Below are 14,682 nucleotides of genomic sequence, written 5' to 3'. Positions count from 1 at the left end.
TTCAACCCTCCAGCTTGAGTCCTGCCTCTTCGTTGACCTTTCTCCAGCTCCGCCCGAAGAGGAAGGGAAGCCTTCCGGGCTTCACCAGCTTTTCCCACCTTTCGAGGAGCTTGGCTTCTTCCCTGAAGGCCCACTCCGTCAGCGCCTTTAGATCCTCCGGCGTCTTCTCAATCTCTCTCGCCTTCTCGATTATCTCGGCCTGCAGTCTATCCCTCTCGCGGGCGAAGTCCTCGATGTAGTTCAGGTAGTTCGTCAGAAACTTCCTGTGAAATGCCTCAAAGCGCCACCAATAGGTCTCGGGGTCGTATTTGTCCATTGGAGTTCTCCCAAGGTCCGGAAGGCCGCCCTCGAAGGTCACCGGCTTGAAGATGCTCAGGCAGGGGTTTGATGTACCTGTGAACCAGTGGAGGCCCTTTCCAAGCTCGGAAACTTGAGATGAAGCCGTCTGAGAGGGTCTCGTTAAGCCGCCGTAGTGCATGCAGATGTCCCTCATCGAGCCCTTCTCCTGGCGGTAGGGCTCAAAGGAGTGGGAGCGCAGAAGGAACATCATGTATTCGAGCGTTATCTCGCCCTCACGTTCCTTCAGCTTCGCCAGCGTGAAGGCCCTCCTCTCCCTGCCGCGGGCGAAGTGGGTGTAAAAGCGGTCCGAGAAGTGCCCCGCAAAGCTGAAAGAACCCTTTCTCGCGAGCCTCTCGACGCCCTCCGATGCCATGTCCCAGTCATTCTCAATCGTCAGCGCATTGGAGATGGAATAAACACCCTCGATTCTCTTGGCAACCCACTCCTTCCCAACCGTCTCAAGAACCCACGCCTCCTTGGGGTCGGATATCATGAAGGAGCTGAAGTAGTAGAGCTTGTGGCTTTTGCTCCCGTTTCCACCCTGCAAACCCTGCTCAACGATGCCGGTTATGAACTCCAAAGCCTCTTTCGCACTCTTGGTCCTCTCAAGGGCGAGGCGTATCATGTCCATTCCGGTTATTCCCTTCTCTGGCACCTTGACCTTCGTGAAGACGGCGGTGTTGCCTATCGCCAGCTCGAACTCGTTCACGCCCATCTCCGCCCCCCACATCCACCAGGGGCGGGAGAGGATTACCGCGTAGGTTTCCTTGACCTGGGGAAAGTCCACGTAGGTCAGCCTGACCTTCCCTTCCTCGTGCTTGGTTCTCGGTATCAACTCAAGGATCTGAGCTTCGTTCGGCTCGCGGTCGCTGTTCTTGGCGAAGAGAGTTATTCCTTCCTTGGTGGCCTCGGGAGTGGCCACGAGAATATCACACATGGTTCCACCCTTCCAGAATAGGGGTGGGAAGTATATGAGCCTTCCCACTAATCCTCCTCGTGGTTTAAGGAGACGGGGAAGCTGTGGCCGTAGCGGGCGCGGATTTTGTCTCCCAGTATTTCGTAGCACCCCTTCGCGTCCCTCTCGACTATCTCCCTCACGAGCCCCTCAGTCACGTCCGGATAAACCGTTCGGAGTGCATTCACAAGCTCGTTGAGCGGGACGAAGCCCTCAACGTTCGGCCTGAGTCCGAACTCCTCGGGCGAGTGGCGCAGGATGTATGCCATCAGCTTGCTGACCCTCACCCTCGACGGCATGGAGAAAAGTTGGGGAAAGGAGTTAAAAACCAAACCTCACGGCAGCTCGATGACCGCCCACACCGGCCTGTGGTCCGAAACCTCCACGTCGCAGAGGCAGCCGTGGTCCTTAACCTCGGCCGGCCAGTCCTTCTTGAGCAGGATGTAGTCGATGTTCTCCTCGTCCCTGACACCGTTGCGCTCCCAGAGGAACGTGTAGGGCGGCCTCTCGGGGAAGGCGTCGCGGTAGTCGCGCGTGAGTATCCCTATCGCCCTCTCATCCGGCTCGGCGTTGGTGTCGCCCGCTATTATCTGGGCCACCGGCGAGTTCTCGGCAAACTTCAAGAGCTCCTCCGCCTGCATGGCTCTCTCCTCCTCGCTGAGGCCCATGTGGACGTTCACCACCGTTATGCCCAGCTCCTCGATGGAGACCTTCTGAGCCGGTCTCGCCTGGCCCACGCTCTCGAGGTTCAGCTCGGCCTCGGTCTTCATGTGCCAGTGGGAGAAGACCGCTATTCCGTAGGTCCCCTCAACGGCCGGCTTGTACTCGTAGGCATAGCCGAGGTGGGCGGAGATGAAGAGGGGGACGTCCTGGTAGCCGTTGCCTATCATTCCGCCAACAACTTCCTGGGCGAGCCACACGTCGGGCTTCTGCTCGGCGAGAAGGTTCACAAGCTCGTAGCCGTTGAACGTTCCGTCGTACGGCCCGAACCCCTGGTGGACGTTGTATGTCCAGATTAGGACGTCTCTCTTGGCCTCGTCGTAGGTGGGACCCGCGTTGAAGATGGCCAGGACGATGACCGAGGCCAGGACGAGACCGATGAGCGGGCCGGCGATCTCCTTCGCGCTTGGAAGGCTTACCTCGGCGCTCTTCCCGTAGGCGCTGAGGGCGTAGACCACCGAGGCGGCCAGGATAAGGGCCTCAAGCCGATCCTCCATGAAGGGCAGGCCTATATCCCTGCCGACGTAGGCCCCGAGGGCGAGCGTGGCTACAATGAACAGGTAAACAGCCCCGATGACTCCCCCTCTGCTGCCCTTCGCGCTTTCAACGAGGGCAATGGTCGATGCCAGGGCGAGGGGAAGACCAACCAGCGAGAGGGGCTTGAGGAAGAGCGTCGCCGAGCCGACTATCAGGAGCGCCATCGCGACCGTTGGCTTCCTCGCCAGGTGCGGGCCAAGGAGCAGGGCAAGGGCAAGGAGCAGGGAGAAGCCGATAAACTCCGGAAGATAATAGACCGTCATTCCGGAGTAGCGCATCACCACGTTGGGGTAAATCAGCCCCAGCTCGAGCAGGGCCGCGAAGGCGTAGAGGCCAAAACCAGGCTTTTTGAGCGTTCCCGGTTCCTTCCAGAGAGCATAGGCCCCCAGGAGCAGGAAGAGCGCCAGGACAACCCTCGTGTGGGGGAAGTCAGCAGGCTCGCCGCCAACGGCCAGGACACGGAGTGAAAGGTCGGCAACGAGTCCCATGGCAAGGTACTTGACGTCAAGCTCCTTGACGAGCGCAAGGGCCACCGGCAGGGCAAAGGCCGCTACGAGGTGGACGTACTCTGTGGCATCGGTGGCGAGGAGTGCGAGGGCGTAGGCGACCATTATTGCCGCCCCGACCTTCCGACCAATTCTCCCCACGAGGAAGGCCGCCAGGAGGAGCAGGAGAATTCCCAGCCCGGATGGAAAGTTCATTCCATAAAAGAAGGTCTTCTCCAGACTCGAGTACGCTCCGGCCACAAAGACCCTGAGGGACGATGCCAACAGCACCCCCGTTCCAAGACCGAGCAGTATTTTATCCCTCTCGTCCACCTTCATATCAATCACCTAAAACCCAAGTTGTTGGGAGAGCACTTAAACTTTGTTGATGTTCCAACGGCTCAAAGGAAGAAGGGTAGCAGGAACGCCAGCGCGCCAAGGAGAAGGGCAATTTCCATCTTCATGAACCGCGAAGAGAAGCATTCCGGTCTTTATCCCCATCTCCCGCCCAAGTAAAGCCGCCGAAGTCCTTGCACCGAGCGAAAGGTCTTCTCTATCGTGGGAATGGCCAGGAGCATGTGGCCGGCGGGGAGGAGAACGAGAAACACCACGAGCATCGCAAGGCCACTAACCCGGGAAAGATTGAAGGGAGGGCAAACTTGGGGCGAAGAAGGGAGAAAAGAGCCCGGGGCTCCACTCAGCGGAATCTCCTGAGGGCCATCTCGGCGGCAACGCTTATCGGGTCTATCGTCGGGCTTATCGGCGGGGCGTAAGCCGTTTCGAGGTAAACGACGTCATCAACCGTTGCATCCTTCTGAGCCAGGGCGGAGAGCGTCATTATCCTGCCCCAGACGCGCTCGCCGCCGACTATCTGGGCGCCGATGAGCTTTCTGTCGGACTTCCTGAAGATTACCTTAACCGTTATCGGCTTTCCACCGGGGTAGTATTCGGGTTTTGTGCTTCCCTTGAACTTGCCGACGGCTATCTCAATGCCCTCCTTCTTTGCCCTCTCCTCGGTTATTCCGAAGGTGCCTATCTCAAGGCCGAAGAGTTCGGTTATTGCGGTGTTGAAGACCGGCCTGAAGGAGATGTCCTTTCCGGCTATGTGCTCCGCTGCTATCTTTGCCATCCTCACCGCGCTCGTTCCGAGCTGGCTAAGGGTTCTCTGACCAGTAACGGCGTCGATCACCTCGGCGCAGTCGCCTATCGCATAGATGTCCGGGTCGCTCGTCTGGAGGTGCTCGTTTACAACGATGCCCCAGTGCACGTCGAGGCCTGCCGCCTTTGCGAGGTCGACGTTTGCCCTAACTCCAGTAGCGACGAGAACCAGCTCGGCCGGAACTTCCTCGTCGCCGATTTTGACGGCCTCAACCGGACTGCCGATTATCTCGCTGACCCCAACTCCGAAGCGGAAGGAAACGCCGTGCTTCTCCATCTCGGCCTGTACGAGCTTGGCGGTGTCTTTGTCGAGCATGGTCGGCATAAGCCTGTCCATGAGCTCTACCACAAGAACCTCCATGCCGAGCTTCGCGAAGGCTTCAGCCCCTTCGAGGCCGATTAAACCGGCACCGATGACGACGGCCTTCTTCGGCTTCCTCTCGGCGATGTAGGCCTTTATCCTCCTCAAGTCGTCGAGACTCTTGAGGGTGAAGACTCCCTCGTTCTCAACGCCCTTTACCGGCGGGACGAAGGCCTTTGAGCCCACAGCCAGAACGAGCTTGTCGTAGGGAACCTCACCCTTGTCGGTGATCACGACCTTCCTCTCGCGGTCTATGGATTTGACCTCCGTTCCGAGCATGAGCTGGATTTTCTGCTTCTCGTAGAACTCGTTTGGGAAGACGATTACGTCCTCCGGCTTCTCTATTGTGCCGCTGATGACGTGCGGCAGGGCGCAGGGGGAGTACTGCATGGTTTCCTCCTTTCCGATGACGGTTATCTCGGCCTTCCTGTCGAGCTTGCGCATGAACAGCGCGAAGTTGCTTCCGGCAGTTCCAGAACCGACGACCACGATTTTCATGAGCACCACCGGAGGGAGAAGGGCGAGGAGGTATAAAAAGTTGGCTTTAACCTTAGGTTCAGCGCATCCATTTACGGGCAATCACCGCGACGATGAGCGCCATGAAGACGGCTCCGGTTAGGGCTTCGATTGCACTGAGGGCTTTGAGCCAGCCGGTGGGTATATACAACTATGTACAAGAAATCCTCATCTAATGAAACTACTGATAGTGCAACAGAACATTTAAATATATAATTTGCAACATATTACCCCACTATGAGTAAGAATCCATCTGTATATAGCACTATTGAAATCTCCAGTAAGCTACTTGATAAGGCGAATGCGGATCTAGAGCTGGCTAAGATTATCTTAAATACCCTAGAACATGTGCCGTCCGAATTGGAAAGTGAGATGAGAGCTAGAGTAATTTACTCTCTGCAACAGGCATGCGAGAAGACACTAAAAGCTTATTTCCTTTCAACATTCATAAGTGGAATGATCGGATTGTCATCATTTATTAGGGAACAAGAAGACAGAAAGGCAGGATATGGAAAATGTGTTTCCCTTTTAAAGCGCTCTAGGAATTATACCCGCCCCAAGGCATTTGGACATGGCTTTGGGGGATTTTTTAATTACATAGCAGAACTCTCAAGAGAATATACATATGGACGAATGAAGGAATACATGATACTTTTGTTTAAACGAATGGCTGAGGATATTAATTATGCCATTGAAAATGGAAATGTACATTTAAGCGACAATGAGAAAGCATTTGTCCAAGACTCTTTTAAAATCATAATCTCATTATTCGAGGACGTATCAGATAACCCCTCCTCTGACCTTCCAGAAACGGAAAGTAATGTGCAACAAGTCCACATAACGAAGGATAAAAAGGAGAAGAATAGACACTTAAGGAGCCCTAAGTATCCCTGTTTGAAAGCAACATCAAAAGAGTATCTTGGGTTGTCAAAACAATTAGAGGGGGAGTTTGAGAGACTAAAGACTGACGTTAATCTAACCCCAGAAAATATCGAGAATTTGGCAGGGGTAGTGTTTCCTGAGAGCTTCTCTAAGCTGGATGTTGATATAGTTTTTCAGGCAGTAATAGATTCTGTCAAACCAATACTAGCGATTCCTTTGCATATATGTTTGTCCAAATATGAAGCTAGCAGTAGATACCCTGATGAATGGGGTATACCCGAAGAAGATTTGGAACTGGGTAATTTAAATACCGCAGTAAACGCGGTGGAAGATTTGTTAAAATCGACATCACGATTATTGCCCCTATCTTCTGAAGAGGACGCCTAATGAGAAGGGGATGATAAAAAGAAACCTCACGGCTCCACAACCGTCCCGCTGTGCTTACCCTTTATCACATCGAAGAGGCTGTAGGCGTCCTTCTTGCCCACGATGTATGTCCTTATCTTGCCGCGCTGGATGAACTTGGCGGCGAGGGCATCCACAACTCCGCTTCCTCCCGCTTTGCTCTCGGCCTGCATCGCTATCTCGACGAGCTGGTCGAAGGTTATCCCGTCGAGCTTCTTCGCGTTCGGGTTCTTCCTCGGGTCACTGTCGTAGACGCCGTCAACGTTTGTCACCACGACGAGAAGGTCGGCCTGAAGGTACTCCGCGAGGAGAGCCGAAACCGCATCGGTCGTGTGGCCGGGGTGAGTTCCGCCCATTATTGGTATCTTCTTGAGCTGGATGACCTCCCAGGCCTTACGGAAGTCCTGGATTACGAAGGGATAGGCCTTCTCGCCGAGCGCCGCTATCAGGAGCATGGCATTGGCACGGGTGATGTGTATGCCGATGTAGTCCTTGAAGGTCTCGTTGGGAGTGAAGGTCTTCGCGGCCTTGATGTACTTGCGCGCCACCTTTCCGCCGCCGACTACCACGGCAACCTCGTGATCCTCGCTTATCTTGATGAGCTCGTAAGCCACCTTCCCGATAAAATCAACGTCCGGGTCGTCAGGAACGAGAACCGAACCGCCTATATCGAAGACTATCCTCATGATGACCCTCACGATGCTAATCGGGGCCCCTTTATAACCTTTTTCTTGCCGGGAAGATGATAAAGAAAAGGGGTCAGCCTATCTGGAAGGCCGAACTCCTCAGCTCTCCCCTCTCGAAGCGGTAGGGGTCGTACCACTCCCAGTCGAGCGGCACGCTGCTCCTTCCCTTGCTCATCAACTCGGCCATGGCCTCCCCAACGGCCGGTGCCATCATAAAGCCGTGCCCGCTGAAGCCTGCCGCTATGTAGAAGTTGTCAAGGAGCTTTCCAATGGCTGGGTTGCTGTCGGGTGTCTTTGCGTAGAAACCGGCCCACTGGCGGACTATGTGAGCGTAGCGCAGCGGCGGGGCGATTCTGACGGCATACTCCAAAACGCCGCGCAGGAAGTCGTAGGTCGGCTCGTAGTCGTCGAGGCTCTTAGCTTTGTGCTCTATCCCGGCACCGCAGATTATTCCGCCGTCCTCGCCGTCCTGGATTATGTAGGCGTCGTTCCAGCTCGGCGGGCAGACCAGCGGTTCGGCCTGTCCGGGCTCCAGCGGTTCGGTTTTGACGAGCTGGTGCTTGTAGGCGGTGATGGGAACGAGGTCCCGCTTTAAGCCAGCCATCTCGTTGATGAGCGGCGCCCAGGCGTTGGCCGCGTTCAAAACGGCATCGACCTTAACGCTCTCGATCCTCCCGTTGCTCCTGAACTTCACGGCGGTTATGGCATCTCCCTCGCGCTCGAAGCCAACCACTTCCGTATGCTCCCTCGCATCAACGCCGAGCTCCCTAGCCCGGAAGAGGTATGCAAAGAGCGTCTTGAAGGGGTTCGCCTTGCCGTCCTTCGGGTTCCACGCTCCAGCTAAGAAAGGCTCGGTGTTGAGGATCGGCACTATATCCTTGGCCTCGTCCATATCGATGAGCCTCGTTGGGACACCGAATTTGTTCTGGAGCTTTATGTTCGCCTTAAACGCCTCAACCTCCTCCTCGCTCGCGGCGAGGAACAGGTAGCCGGTCTGCCTGAAGACGATGTCACTCTCCAGCTCCTCCTCAAGCTTCTCCCATCTCTCCACGGAGTGCTTCATCAGCCTGATGTTCGCTTCGTCCGTGAACTGGGCGCGGATTCCCGTTGCACAGCGGAAGGTGGAGCCCGAGCCGAAGTAGTTCTTCTCGAAGAGGATTACCTCCTCCCCCAGCTTCGCCAGCTCGTAGGCGGTGGCGACCCCTATTATTCCGCCGCCTATGATGGCTATTTTACTCATCGGCACCACCCACTATGACCTCTACGCGAACGGGCCTCGTGGGGACCCTCGCCTTTGGAAGCGGTATCTCCTCCTGCCTCTTTCCAGTTTTCCTCGCGAGGATCGACAGCACTATAGGAATACAAGTCCTTCCCTGACAGGGGCCCATTCCTATGCGGAGAAGCCTCTTGAGCTCCTCGATGTCAGTGACGCCGGAATCGATGAGCGCCTCAATTTCCTCAACGGTGACGTCGTTACAGCGACAGACGATTTTCTTTTCCCCCATTTCAATCACCTCTCACCACAGCCCTTGCTTGCGCAAGCGCTGGCGGAAAAGTTTTTACTCTACAACTCGCTCCGGTAGGTGTGAGAGCGTGACTCAATGCCTTTCTTTGAGTGTTCGCACTTGGAATGCGCCCTTCGGGCGCGGTAAGACTGCGAACCTCTCTGAAATCTCCGCTTTCCAATGGCTCTCCGGTCCAAATACGCTGGATTTTCATTCTCTCACCACCCTAACCGCCCTGACGTCCCAGGCCAGCTCTATCGGCACCTCTACGATGATTATCGGCGTGTCTCCCTTGCTCTTCTCCCTCGGCACGATCGTGAGCACCTTCCCCTTTCCAACAGGCTCGCCGACCCTGTTGAGAAGAACGACTTCTTCGCCCTTCTCGGGAACCGGAAGGAGTTCGTGGGGCATCGTTATCCTCGCCTTGCCGCCGACGTAGTGCACCATGAAGAAGGCCAAACCGGGGCAGATCTGGACGCAGAGGGAGCAGCCAATGCACTTGTCGTAATCGACTATCGGCAGATCGTTCGGGGTGGGCATGCTTATAGCTCCCGTAGGACATATCTCCCTGCACGGGGCGCAGGGTATCTCCTGCGGGCACTCCGGAACGGCGACGGGCCTTTTTCTGAGCCTCTCCTCGCTCGGCAGGGGGATGAACTTTTCAAGCTCCTCAGGGGTGATGTAACCGTTTCTGAGGTAGGCAGGGATTTCACTCACTGGCGACACCTCCAATAAGGGCCTTCTTTATGCCCTCGAGCACATGCCTGCCAAAGGGCCCGGAGCGGAACTCCAGGAGGTCTTTCTGGGCCTTCTCCATCTCCCTGAGCCAGCCCTCGTCCGCTATGCCCAGCCGCAGCGCGGCTGCAATTCCGGCCACCTTGCCCTCGAGCATTGCGGTCGTTGCCTCCTCTATCCCGGCCGAGTCTCCGGCAACAAAGATTCCCCTAACGGTAGTCTCCATCCACTCGTCGCGGACAGCCACGTGCCCGCTGAGCTCGCGGACGTACATTATCTGACAGCCGGCCTGGTGGAGGAGCTCGATGCTGGGCCTCAGACCGACTGCGAGTGCTATGACGTCAACCTCAAAGGTTCTCTCCGTTCCGGGGATGACCCGCCAGTTCTCATCGAGCTGGGCAACGATTGCCCTTTCGACCTTCTCCCTGCCCTCGGCGCGCAGATGGTGTGTCTCGTGAGTATCGGAACGCCCAGGCGCCTAACCTTGGCCGCGTGGACGAAGTAGCCGCCGACCTTCGGCATGGCCTCGACTATCGCCTTCACCTCAACGCCGGCCTGAATGAGCTGATACGCCAGAATAAGTCCCACGTTTCCGGCTCCAACGATTAGAACCTTATCACCGGGCTTGACGCCGTAAGTGTTCATGAGCGTCTGAATCGCGCCGGCACCGTAGATCCCCGGTAAATCGTTGTTCTCGAATGGTATCATCTTCTCCATCGCGCCGGTTGCCACGATAACCGCCCTTCCGCGGAACTCTATCAGCTCGCGGTTGTTCTTGACGGCCAGGACGAGCTTCTCGTCGCCCTCCTGAAAGATGCCAACGGCGGACGTTTCAAGGAAGATTTCAACGTTCTCCCTCTTCCTGGCTTCATCCTCAAGAATTTTGGCTATCTCCACGCCCCTGACTCCCGCGAACTGCTCGCGCTTGCCGAAGAACTTGTGGGTCTGCTTGACGAGCTGGCCGCCGAGCATGGGGTTCTCATCAAGAAGAACGACGCTCGCTCCTGCGTCAGCCGCGTGGATAGCTGCCATTAGGCCGGCTGGACCGCCGCCCACTATAACGACGTCCGCCCTGACGACCTTTGCGTCCTTGAACTCAGGCGGCTTTGCTTCCTTCGGCAACTTGGCCTTTCCGCGCTGGGGTTCGATCCTCATGCCGTCCTCGACGAGGGTTATGCAGGTTCTGACGTTCGGGATTCCGTTCACGACCATCAGACACGAGGAGCATTTGCCGATGGCGCAGAAGAGACCCCTTGGGCGTCTCTCGTTGGCGGAGTAGTTTAGAACCCTGATTCCAGCGGCGTGAAGGGCCGTCGCTATCGTTTCCCCCCCGTATGCCTTGATCGGCCGTCCTTCAAAGTATATTGTAACCTCCCTGCCACGCTCAAAACGCAGAACAGGATGCTCAGTTAAGCGCATGGTGTATCACCCATGCACCTATTCGTTCATGCATTTATGAAAATTTTTCAATCCGAAGGTTCTTCACCTTTGGTTTCAGGGATTACCAAAGCTTTATATATCAGGTGGAGGATAAGTTAGCTGGCGGCGGGCTAGGCCGGGGGGTTCGGCGTCCCCTGCAACCGGAAACCGTCGATATGCCGGGGCCGAAGCCCGGGGGGCGGTTCCCAAAGCCGCCCGCGGAAGCCGGGGCACAACGGTGATCCCTCGTCCCACGGGGCCGGCGGTGGGCGGGGTCCGGCTGGAGGGCCGGACTAACGCCCTTTGCCCGCCGAACCCCGCCAGGCCCGGAAGGGAGCAGCGGTAGGCGGGACGTTCGGCGCTCGTGGGGTAGCGGGGGTGAGCGAGCCCCGGTGGAAACGGGCGGTGGAGGGTTCCCACCCCCGGGCGCGCCCGCCGCCACTAAAGGAAACTTTTCTGACAGAGCCTGATGCTTGGAAAGCAAAACCTTATTAGCCAGATCGCTCTTTTTGCATTTGAGGTGTTTATATGGCGAGCCTTGAGGTCGAGCTTTTCGGAATCAGATTTGAGAACCCGCTCATTCTCGCATCCGGAATAAACGACAAGGTCCCCGAACAATGGATTAGAGCGCACGAGGAGGGCGCCGGAGGGGTGGTCACCAAATCAATCGGAATCGAACCGAGGAAGGGCTACGACAACCCCACAATCGTAGAGCTTCCCTATGGCCTGGTAAACGCGATGGGCCTACCGAACCCAGGCTGGAGGGGTTTCCTCGAGATGGTCGAGGGTTACACCTTCGACTTTCCGCTCATAGTTTCCATCTTCGGAGGAACGCCGGAGGAGTTCGCCTTTCTCGCGGAGAAGCTGAGCGAGGTTGCTGATGCCTTCGAGCTGAACCTCAGCTGTCCCCACGCGAAGGGCTACGGCATGGAGATCGGCCAGAAGCCGGAGAACGTCTATGAAGTCGTTAAAGCCGTGAAAGACGCAACGGACAAACCAGTCATAGCAAAGCTGACCCCGAACATAGACGACATAACGAAGCTCGGTGCAGCGGCGGAAAAAGCTGAGGCGGATGCGGTTTCGGCGATAAACACGCTGAAGGCTGTGGCGATTGACGTATACGCGAGGAGGCCCATCCTCAGCAACCGTGTCGGCGGCTATTCGGGGCCTGGGGTGAAGCCCGTGGCGTTAAGAGCTGTGTACGACCTCGCAAGGACGCTTGACATTCCGGTGATTGGTATCGGAGGAATAACTACATGGCAGGACGCCGTTGAGTTCCTCCTAGCTGGGGCTTCAGCCCTTCAGATAGGGACCACAGTCTCCATCCGCGGCTGGAAGGTTTTCAGAGAGATAAGTGTGGGCATTGAGAGATACCTAGAGGAAGAAGGGTTTTCGAGCGTGGAGGAGATAGTGGGGATGGCCCTAGAGTGAGCGAAAGAGTTATCTAGTAGAAAAGTCTACTATACTATGGTGAACTACTATGCCCTTGACGAAGGTTACCCGTAACTACCAGATAACGATTCCGGCTGAGATAAGAAAGGCCATTGGGATAAAGGAAGGGGAGTACCTCGACGTCGAGCTCAGAGGGGACGAGATAGTGATTAGAAAGGCCCAGCTTGAGTGGCCAACTCTCGACCTTGGAAGGGACTTCACCCCAAAGGAGATAGAGGAGAACACTAGAAAAGCGCTCATGGAGGCTTCCAAATGGGAAGAATAGCCGTCATCGACACGAACGTTGTCCTCTACTCAATTAATCCTAGCTCTAGGAGATACGAAGAGGCAAGAGGGCTAATAAACTCCCTCGACAAAGTCGTGTTGCCAATAATCGTCGTATACGAGCTCATCTGGAACTTAGCAGTGACTGGAGTTCCGCCTAAAGAAGCAAAGAAAACCGTCTCGAGAATCCTCTTAAATGAGAGGGTCACCCTTGTCGATGACAGACAGTACCTCCTCCGGGCTTTTGACCTCTTCGGAAACCTTAGCCTGAAACATTATAATGACTCCGTGATACTGGCAATAGCAAAAGAAACTGGGGCCCTTGCGACCTACGACAAAAAGCTTAGAAAGAGGGGTAGAAAGCTGGGTGTTAAAGTTCTTCCAGAGGTGATAGAATGAAGCGCGCGGTAGTTCTTTTCAGCGGCGGACTTGATAGCACCGCCTGCCTGTACTGGGCGAAGAGGAACTACGATGAGGTCATAATGCTCACCGTGAACTACGGAAGCAACGAGGAGAGGGTCACGAACAGGGTGGCAGAGTTCTTCTCGAAGGAACTGGACGTTCCGCTGAAGGTGGTACGGCTCAACTTCCTTGAGGAGTTTTCGAAGCTGAGGGGAACAACCCTCGTTGGAGGGGAAACGCCGAAGGTTACCGCCGAGGAGCTTGAGGACATGAGCGTTGCGCAGGAGACGGCCAAGAGCGTCTGGGTTCCGGCGAGAAACGTTGTCCTCATAAGCGCTGCCGCCTCGCTCCTAGATGCGCTCGGCGGCGGGGACATAATAGTCGGATTCAACGCCGAGGAGGGAGCCACCTTCCCGGACAACACCCCTGAGTTCGTGGAGAGGATGAACGAGATGCTGAAGTACGGCACAATGGCCGATGTGAGGGTCGTTGCACCGCTCATAGACCTCGACAAGAAGGGAATAGCGAGGCTTTTGAAGGAGCTAGACGCGAAGTACGAGTACTCCAACTCCTGCTACATGCCGAAGGGCTTCACCGAGGACGGAAAGCCGATACACTGCGGCGAGTGTGAGAGCTGTGTGCGGCGCCATCGTGGTCTGATTGAGGCCATCGGCGAGGACAGGACTGTTTACGCGGTTAAGCCCAAGATATGACGTCCGCTCAAAATCCCCACAGCAGTGCAGTGTCGCCCCGGCCCACCGCAAGATTTATAAATCTCTGCCTGCCCCTTATCTTTGGGCGTGGGGCGGTAGCTCAGCCTGGGAGAGCGCCGGACTGAAGATCCGGGTGTCGGGGGTTCAAATCCCCCTCGCCCCACCACTTCTCGCGTGCGGTGGTAGTCTAGCCTGGTCTAGGACACCGGCCTTCCAAGCCGGTGACCCGGGTTCAAATCCCGGCCACCGCACCATTCCGGGTTTACGATGATTTCTGGAACTTCCTCACCCAGAATATCCTTTTCGGGCGATCGGACTCTGGAGCACATCATGAAGTTTCAGGTTTGGCTCTACAGCCTCTTCTGGGGTCAGCCCAAAGATATCCAATCTAACTTCCATTGGTACCGTTCTCCGCGTTAAACCTGAAGCGGAAGATTTATTAGCCATTAAAGTAATCCTTCAAAAGAAATAAACGCATGTGTGTCTGGGTAGCCACACAGAGAAATGGGGAGGTGCACCATGGGAGAAGAGAAGAAGGGGCTGTCGTTTGGAGACGGATTCAAGTTCGGACTTGGATTTTTTACGGCCGCGCTGATATTTTATCTCCTGGTACTGATATTGACGCTGGTTCTGATTGGGGTAATGGGATGGTCAATGCTCAGTTAGGGCAGTGCTCCCACCATAACGCCCCAACCCATTTCATTTTTGTGAAGTACTGCCAAAGAAACACGCGAACTTGGTCAAACCCCGCGCAGGCAAACAAGCTTTTGGAAAAAGTTGGAAAAAGCTTCACCAAAAGTTCGTAGCTCATCGCTAAAGGCGTCATTACAAGCCAGTTTTTCAAATTAAGGCCTTCCTTTTTGAGCGAGAACAAATTGCAAGGAGTCCCTTGGAATGGGTTTGCTTTCTTTTGACGCCCTACGGGCGTATTTTTAGGGGTAAACCCCTTTACAAGGAGTCCCTAAAGGAGTTCTCACTCAAAACAATTGATTTCAAGTAGAACACCTCTAGAGAACTTGCACTTCAAGAAGAGCTACCAACTTTGATGAAACTTTGCGCAGGCAAAGTTTCTTATGGTGGGCCCGCGGGGGTTCGAACCCCGGACCTCCGCCGTGTGAGGGCGGCGTCATAACCAGGCTAGACCACGG

13 protein-coding genes, 2 tRNA genes, 1 other RNA gene and 2 pseudogenes are annotated in these 14,682 nt (G+C 55.7%); 9 read left to right on the top strand and 9 right to left on the bottom strand.

The window, feature by feature from the left end; translation table 11 throughout:
• Position 1: 1 nt before the first annotated feature.
• From APY94_RS09030 to APY94_RS09015, 4 genes and pseudogenes are all read right to left on the bottom strand, one after another.
• Complete coding sequence (locus APY94_RS09030; RefSeq protein ID WP_245610450.1) at positions 2-1,324, bottom strand: C69 family dipeptidase; 1,323 nt, start codon at positions 1,322-1,324, stop codon at positions 2-4.
• A 2-nt stretch (positions 1,325-1,326) separates the two neighbouring features.
• Positions 1,327-1,593: pseudogene (locus tag APY94_RS09025) on the bottom strand (RNA 2'-phosphotransferase); the annotation flags it as partial.
• A gap of 36 nt (positions 1,594-1,629) precedes the next feature.
• Positions 1,630-3,375, bottom strand: a complete 1,746-nt coding sequence (locus APY94_RS09020; protein ID WP_058939318.1) for an endonuclease/exonuclease/phosphatase family protein — start codon at positions 3,373-3,375, stop codon at positions 1,630-1,632.
• Between the two features lie 358 nt (positions 3,376-3,733).
• The gene (locus APY94_RS09015; protein ID WP_058939317.1) at positions 3,734-5,053 is read right to left on the bottom strand and encodes an NAD(P)/FAD-dependent oxidoreductase; all 1,320 of its coding nucleotides are present in this window, start codon (positions 5,051-5,053) and stop codon (positions 3,734-3,736) included.
• 255 nt (positions 5,054-5,308) lie between these two features.
• Between APY94_RS09015 and APY94_RS09010 the strand changes: the two genes are divergently transcribed.
• The gene (locus tag APY94_RS09010) at positions 5,309-6,340 is read left to right on the top strand and encodes a HEPN domain-containing protein (protein ID WP_058939316.1); all 1,032 of its coding nucleotides are present in this window, start codon (positions 5,309-5,311) and stop codon (positions 6,338-6,340) included.
• A gap of 26 nt (positions 6,341-6,366) precedes the next feature.
• Here the strand turns inward: APY94_RS09010 and pyrH are convergent, their stop codons facing one another.
• The 5 genes and pseudogenes from pyrH to APY94_RS08980 form a co-directional block, all read right to left on the bottom strand.
• Positions 6,367-7,044: a UMP kinase gene (gene pyrH, locus APY94_RS09005; RefSeq protein ID WP_058939315.1), complete on the bottom strand. Its 678-nt coding sequence runs from the start codon at positions 7,042-7,044 to the stop codon at positions 6,367-6,369.
• Between the two features lie 73 nt (positions 7,045-7,117).
• Complete coding sequence (locus tag APY94_RS09000; protein ID WP_058939314.1) at positions 7,118-8,284, bottom strand: NAD(P)/FAD-dependent oxidoreductase; 1,167 nt, start codon at positions 8,282-8,284, stop codon at positions 7,118-7,120.
• The gene (locus tag APY94_RS08995) at positions 8,277-8,549 is read right to left on the bottom strand and encodes a (2Fe-2S)-binding protein (protein WP_058939313.1); all 273 of its coding nucleotides are present in this window, start codon (positions 8,547-8,549) and stop codon (positions 8,277-8,279) included. Before APY94_RS08995 ends, APY94_RS09000 begins: the two co-directional genes overlap by 8 nt.
• Before the next feature lie 210 nt (positions 8,550-8,759).
• A complete protein-coding gene (locus tag APY94_RS08985; protein WP_058939311.1) occupies positions 8,760-9,266 on the bottom strand; it encodes a 4Fe-4S dicluster domain-containing protein in 507 nt (168 codons plus the stop codon).
• Positions 9,259-10,703 (bottom strand): annotated as a pseudogene (locus tag APY94_RS08980) (FAD-dependent oxidoreductase). Before APY94_RS08980 ends, APY94_RS08985 begins: the two are co-directional and overlap by 8 nt.
• A gap of 124 nt (positions 10,704-10,827) precedes the next feature.
• On the opposite strand from APY94_RS08980, the gene ffs reads away from it, so the two are divergent.
• The 8 genes from ffs (at position 10,828) to APY94_RS13240 (ending at position 14,200) form a co-directional block, all read left to right on the top strand.
• Positions 10,828-11,141: signal recognition particle sRNA (gene ffs / locus APY94_RS12960), an RNA gene on the top strand.
• 90 nt (positions 11,142-11,231) lie between these two features.
• On the top strand, positions 11,232-12,134 hold the full coding sequence (locus APY94_RS08975; RefSeq protein WP_058939310.1) for a dihydroorotate dehydrogenase: 903 nt from the start codon (positions 11,232-11,234) through the stop codon (positions 12,132-12,134).
• Positions 12,135-12,183: 49 nt separating this feature from the next.
• Complete coding sequence (locus APY94_RS08970) at positions 12,184-12,420, top strand: AbrB/MazE/SpoVT family DNA-binding domain-containing protein (protein ID WP_058939309.1); 237 nt, start codon at positions 12,184-12,186, stop codon at positions 12,418-12,420.
• Complete coding sequence (locus tag APY94_RS08965; RefSeq protein WP_058939308.1) at positions 12,408-12,818, top strand: PIN domain-containing protein; 411 nt, start codon at positions 12,408-12,410, stop codon at positions 12,816-12,818. Before APY94_RS08970 ends, APY94_RS08965 begins: the two co-directional genes overlap by 13 nt.
• Positions 12,815-13,534, top strand: coding sequence for a 7-cyano-7-deazaguanine synthase QueC (gene queC, locus APY94_RS08960; RefSeq protein WP_058939307.1), 720 nt, complete (start codon positions 12,815-12,817; stop codon positions 13,532-13,534). Before APY94_RS08965 ends, queC begins: the two co-directional genes overlap by 4 nt.
• Positions 13,535-13,623: 89 nt before the next feature.
• A tRNA-Phe gene (locus APY94_RS08955) sits at positions 13,624-13,700 on the top strand.
• 10 nt (positions 13,701-13,710) lie between these two features.
• Positions 13,711-13,788 (top strand) — tRNA-Gly (locus tag APY94_RS08950).
• 265 nt (positions 13,789-14,053) lie between these two features.
• Positions 14,054-14,200, top strand: a complete 147-nt coding sequence (locus tag APY94_RS13240) for a hypothetical protein (RefSeq protein ID WP_157065514.1) — start codon at positions 14,054-14,056, stop codon at positions 14,198-14,200.
• Positions 14,201-14,682 lie beyond the last annotated feature (482 nt).

This window comes from Thermococcus celericrescens (assembly GCF_001484195.1).
Classification (GTDB): Archaea; Methanobacteriota_B; Thermococci; order Thermococcales; family Thermococcaceae; genus Thermococcus; species Thermococcus celericrescens.
The sequence above is the reverse complement of the archived record's forward strand: the minus strand, read 5'-3'. Positions and strand labels throughout refer to the sequence as shown.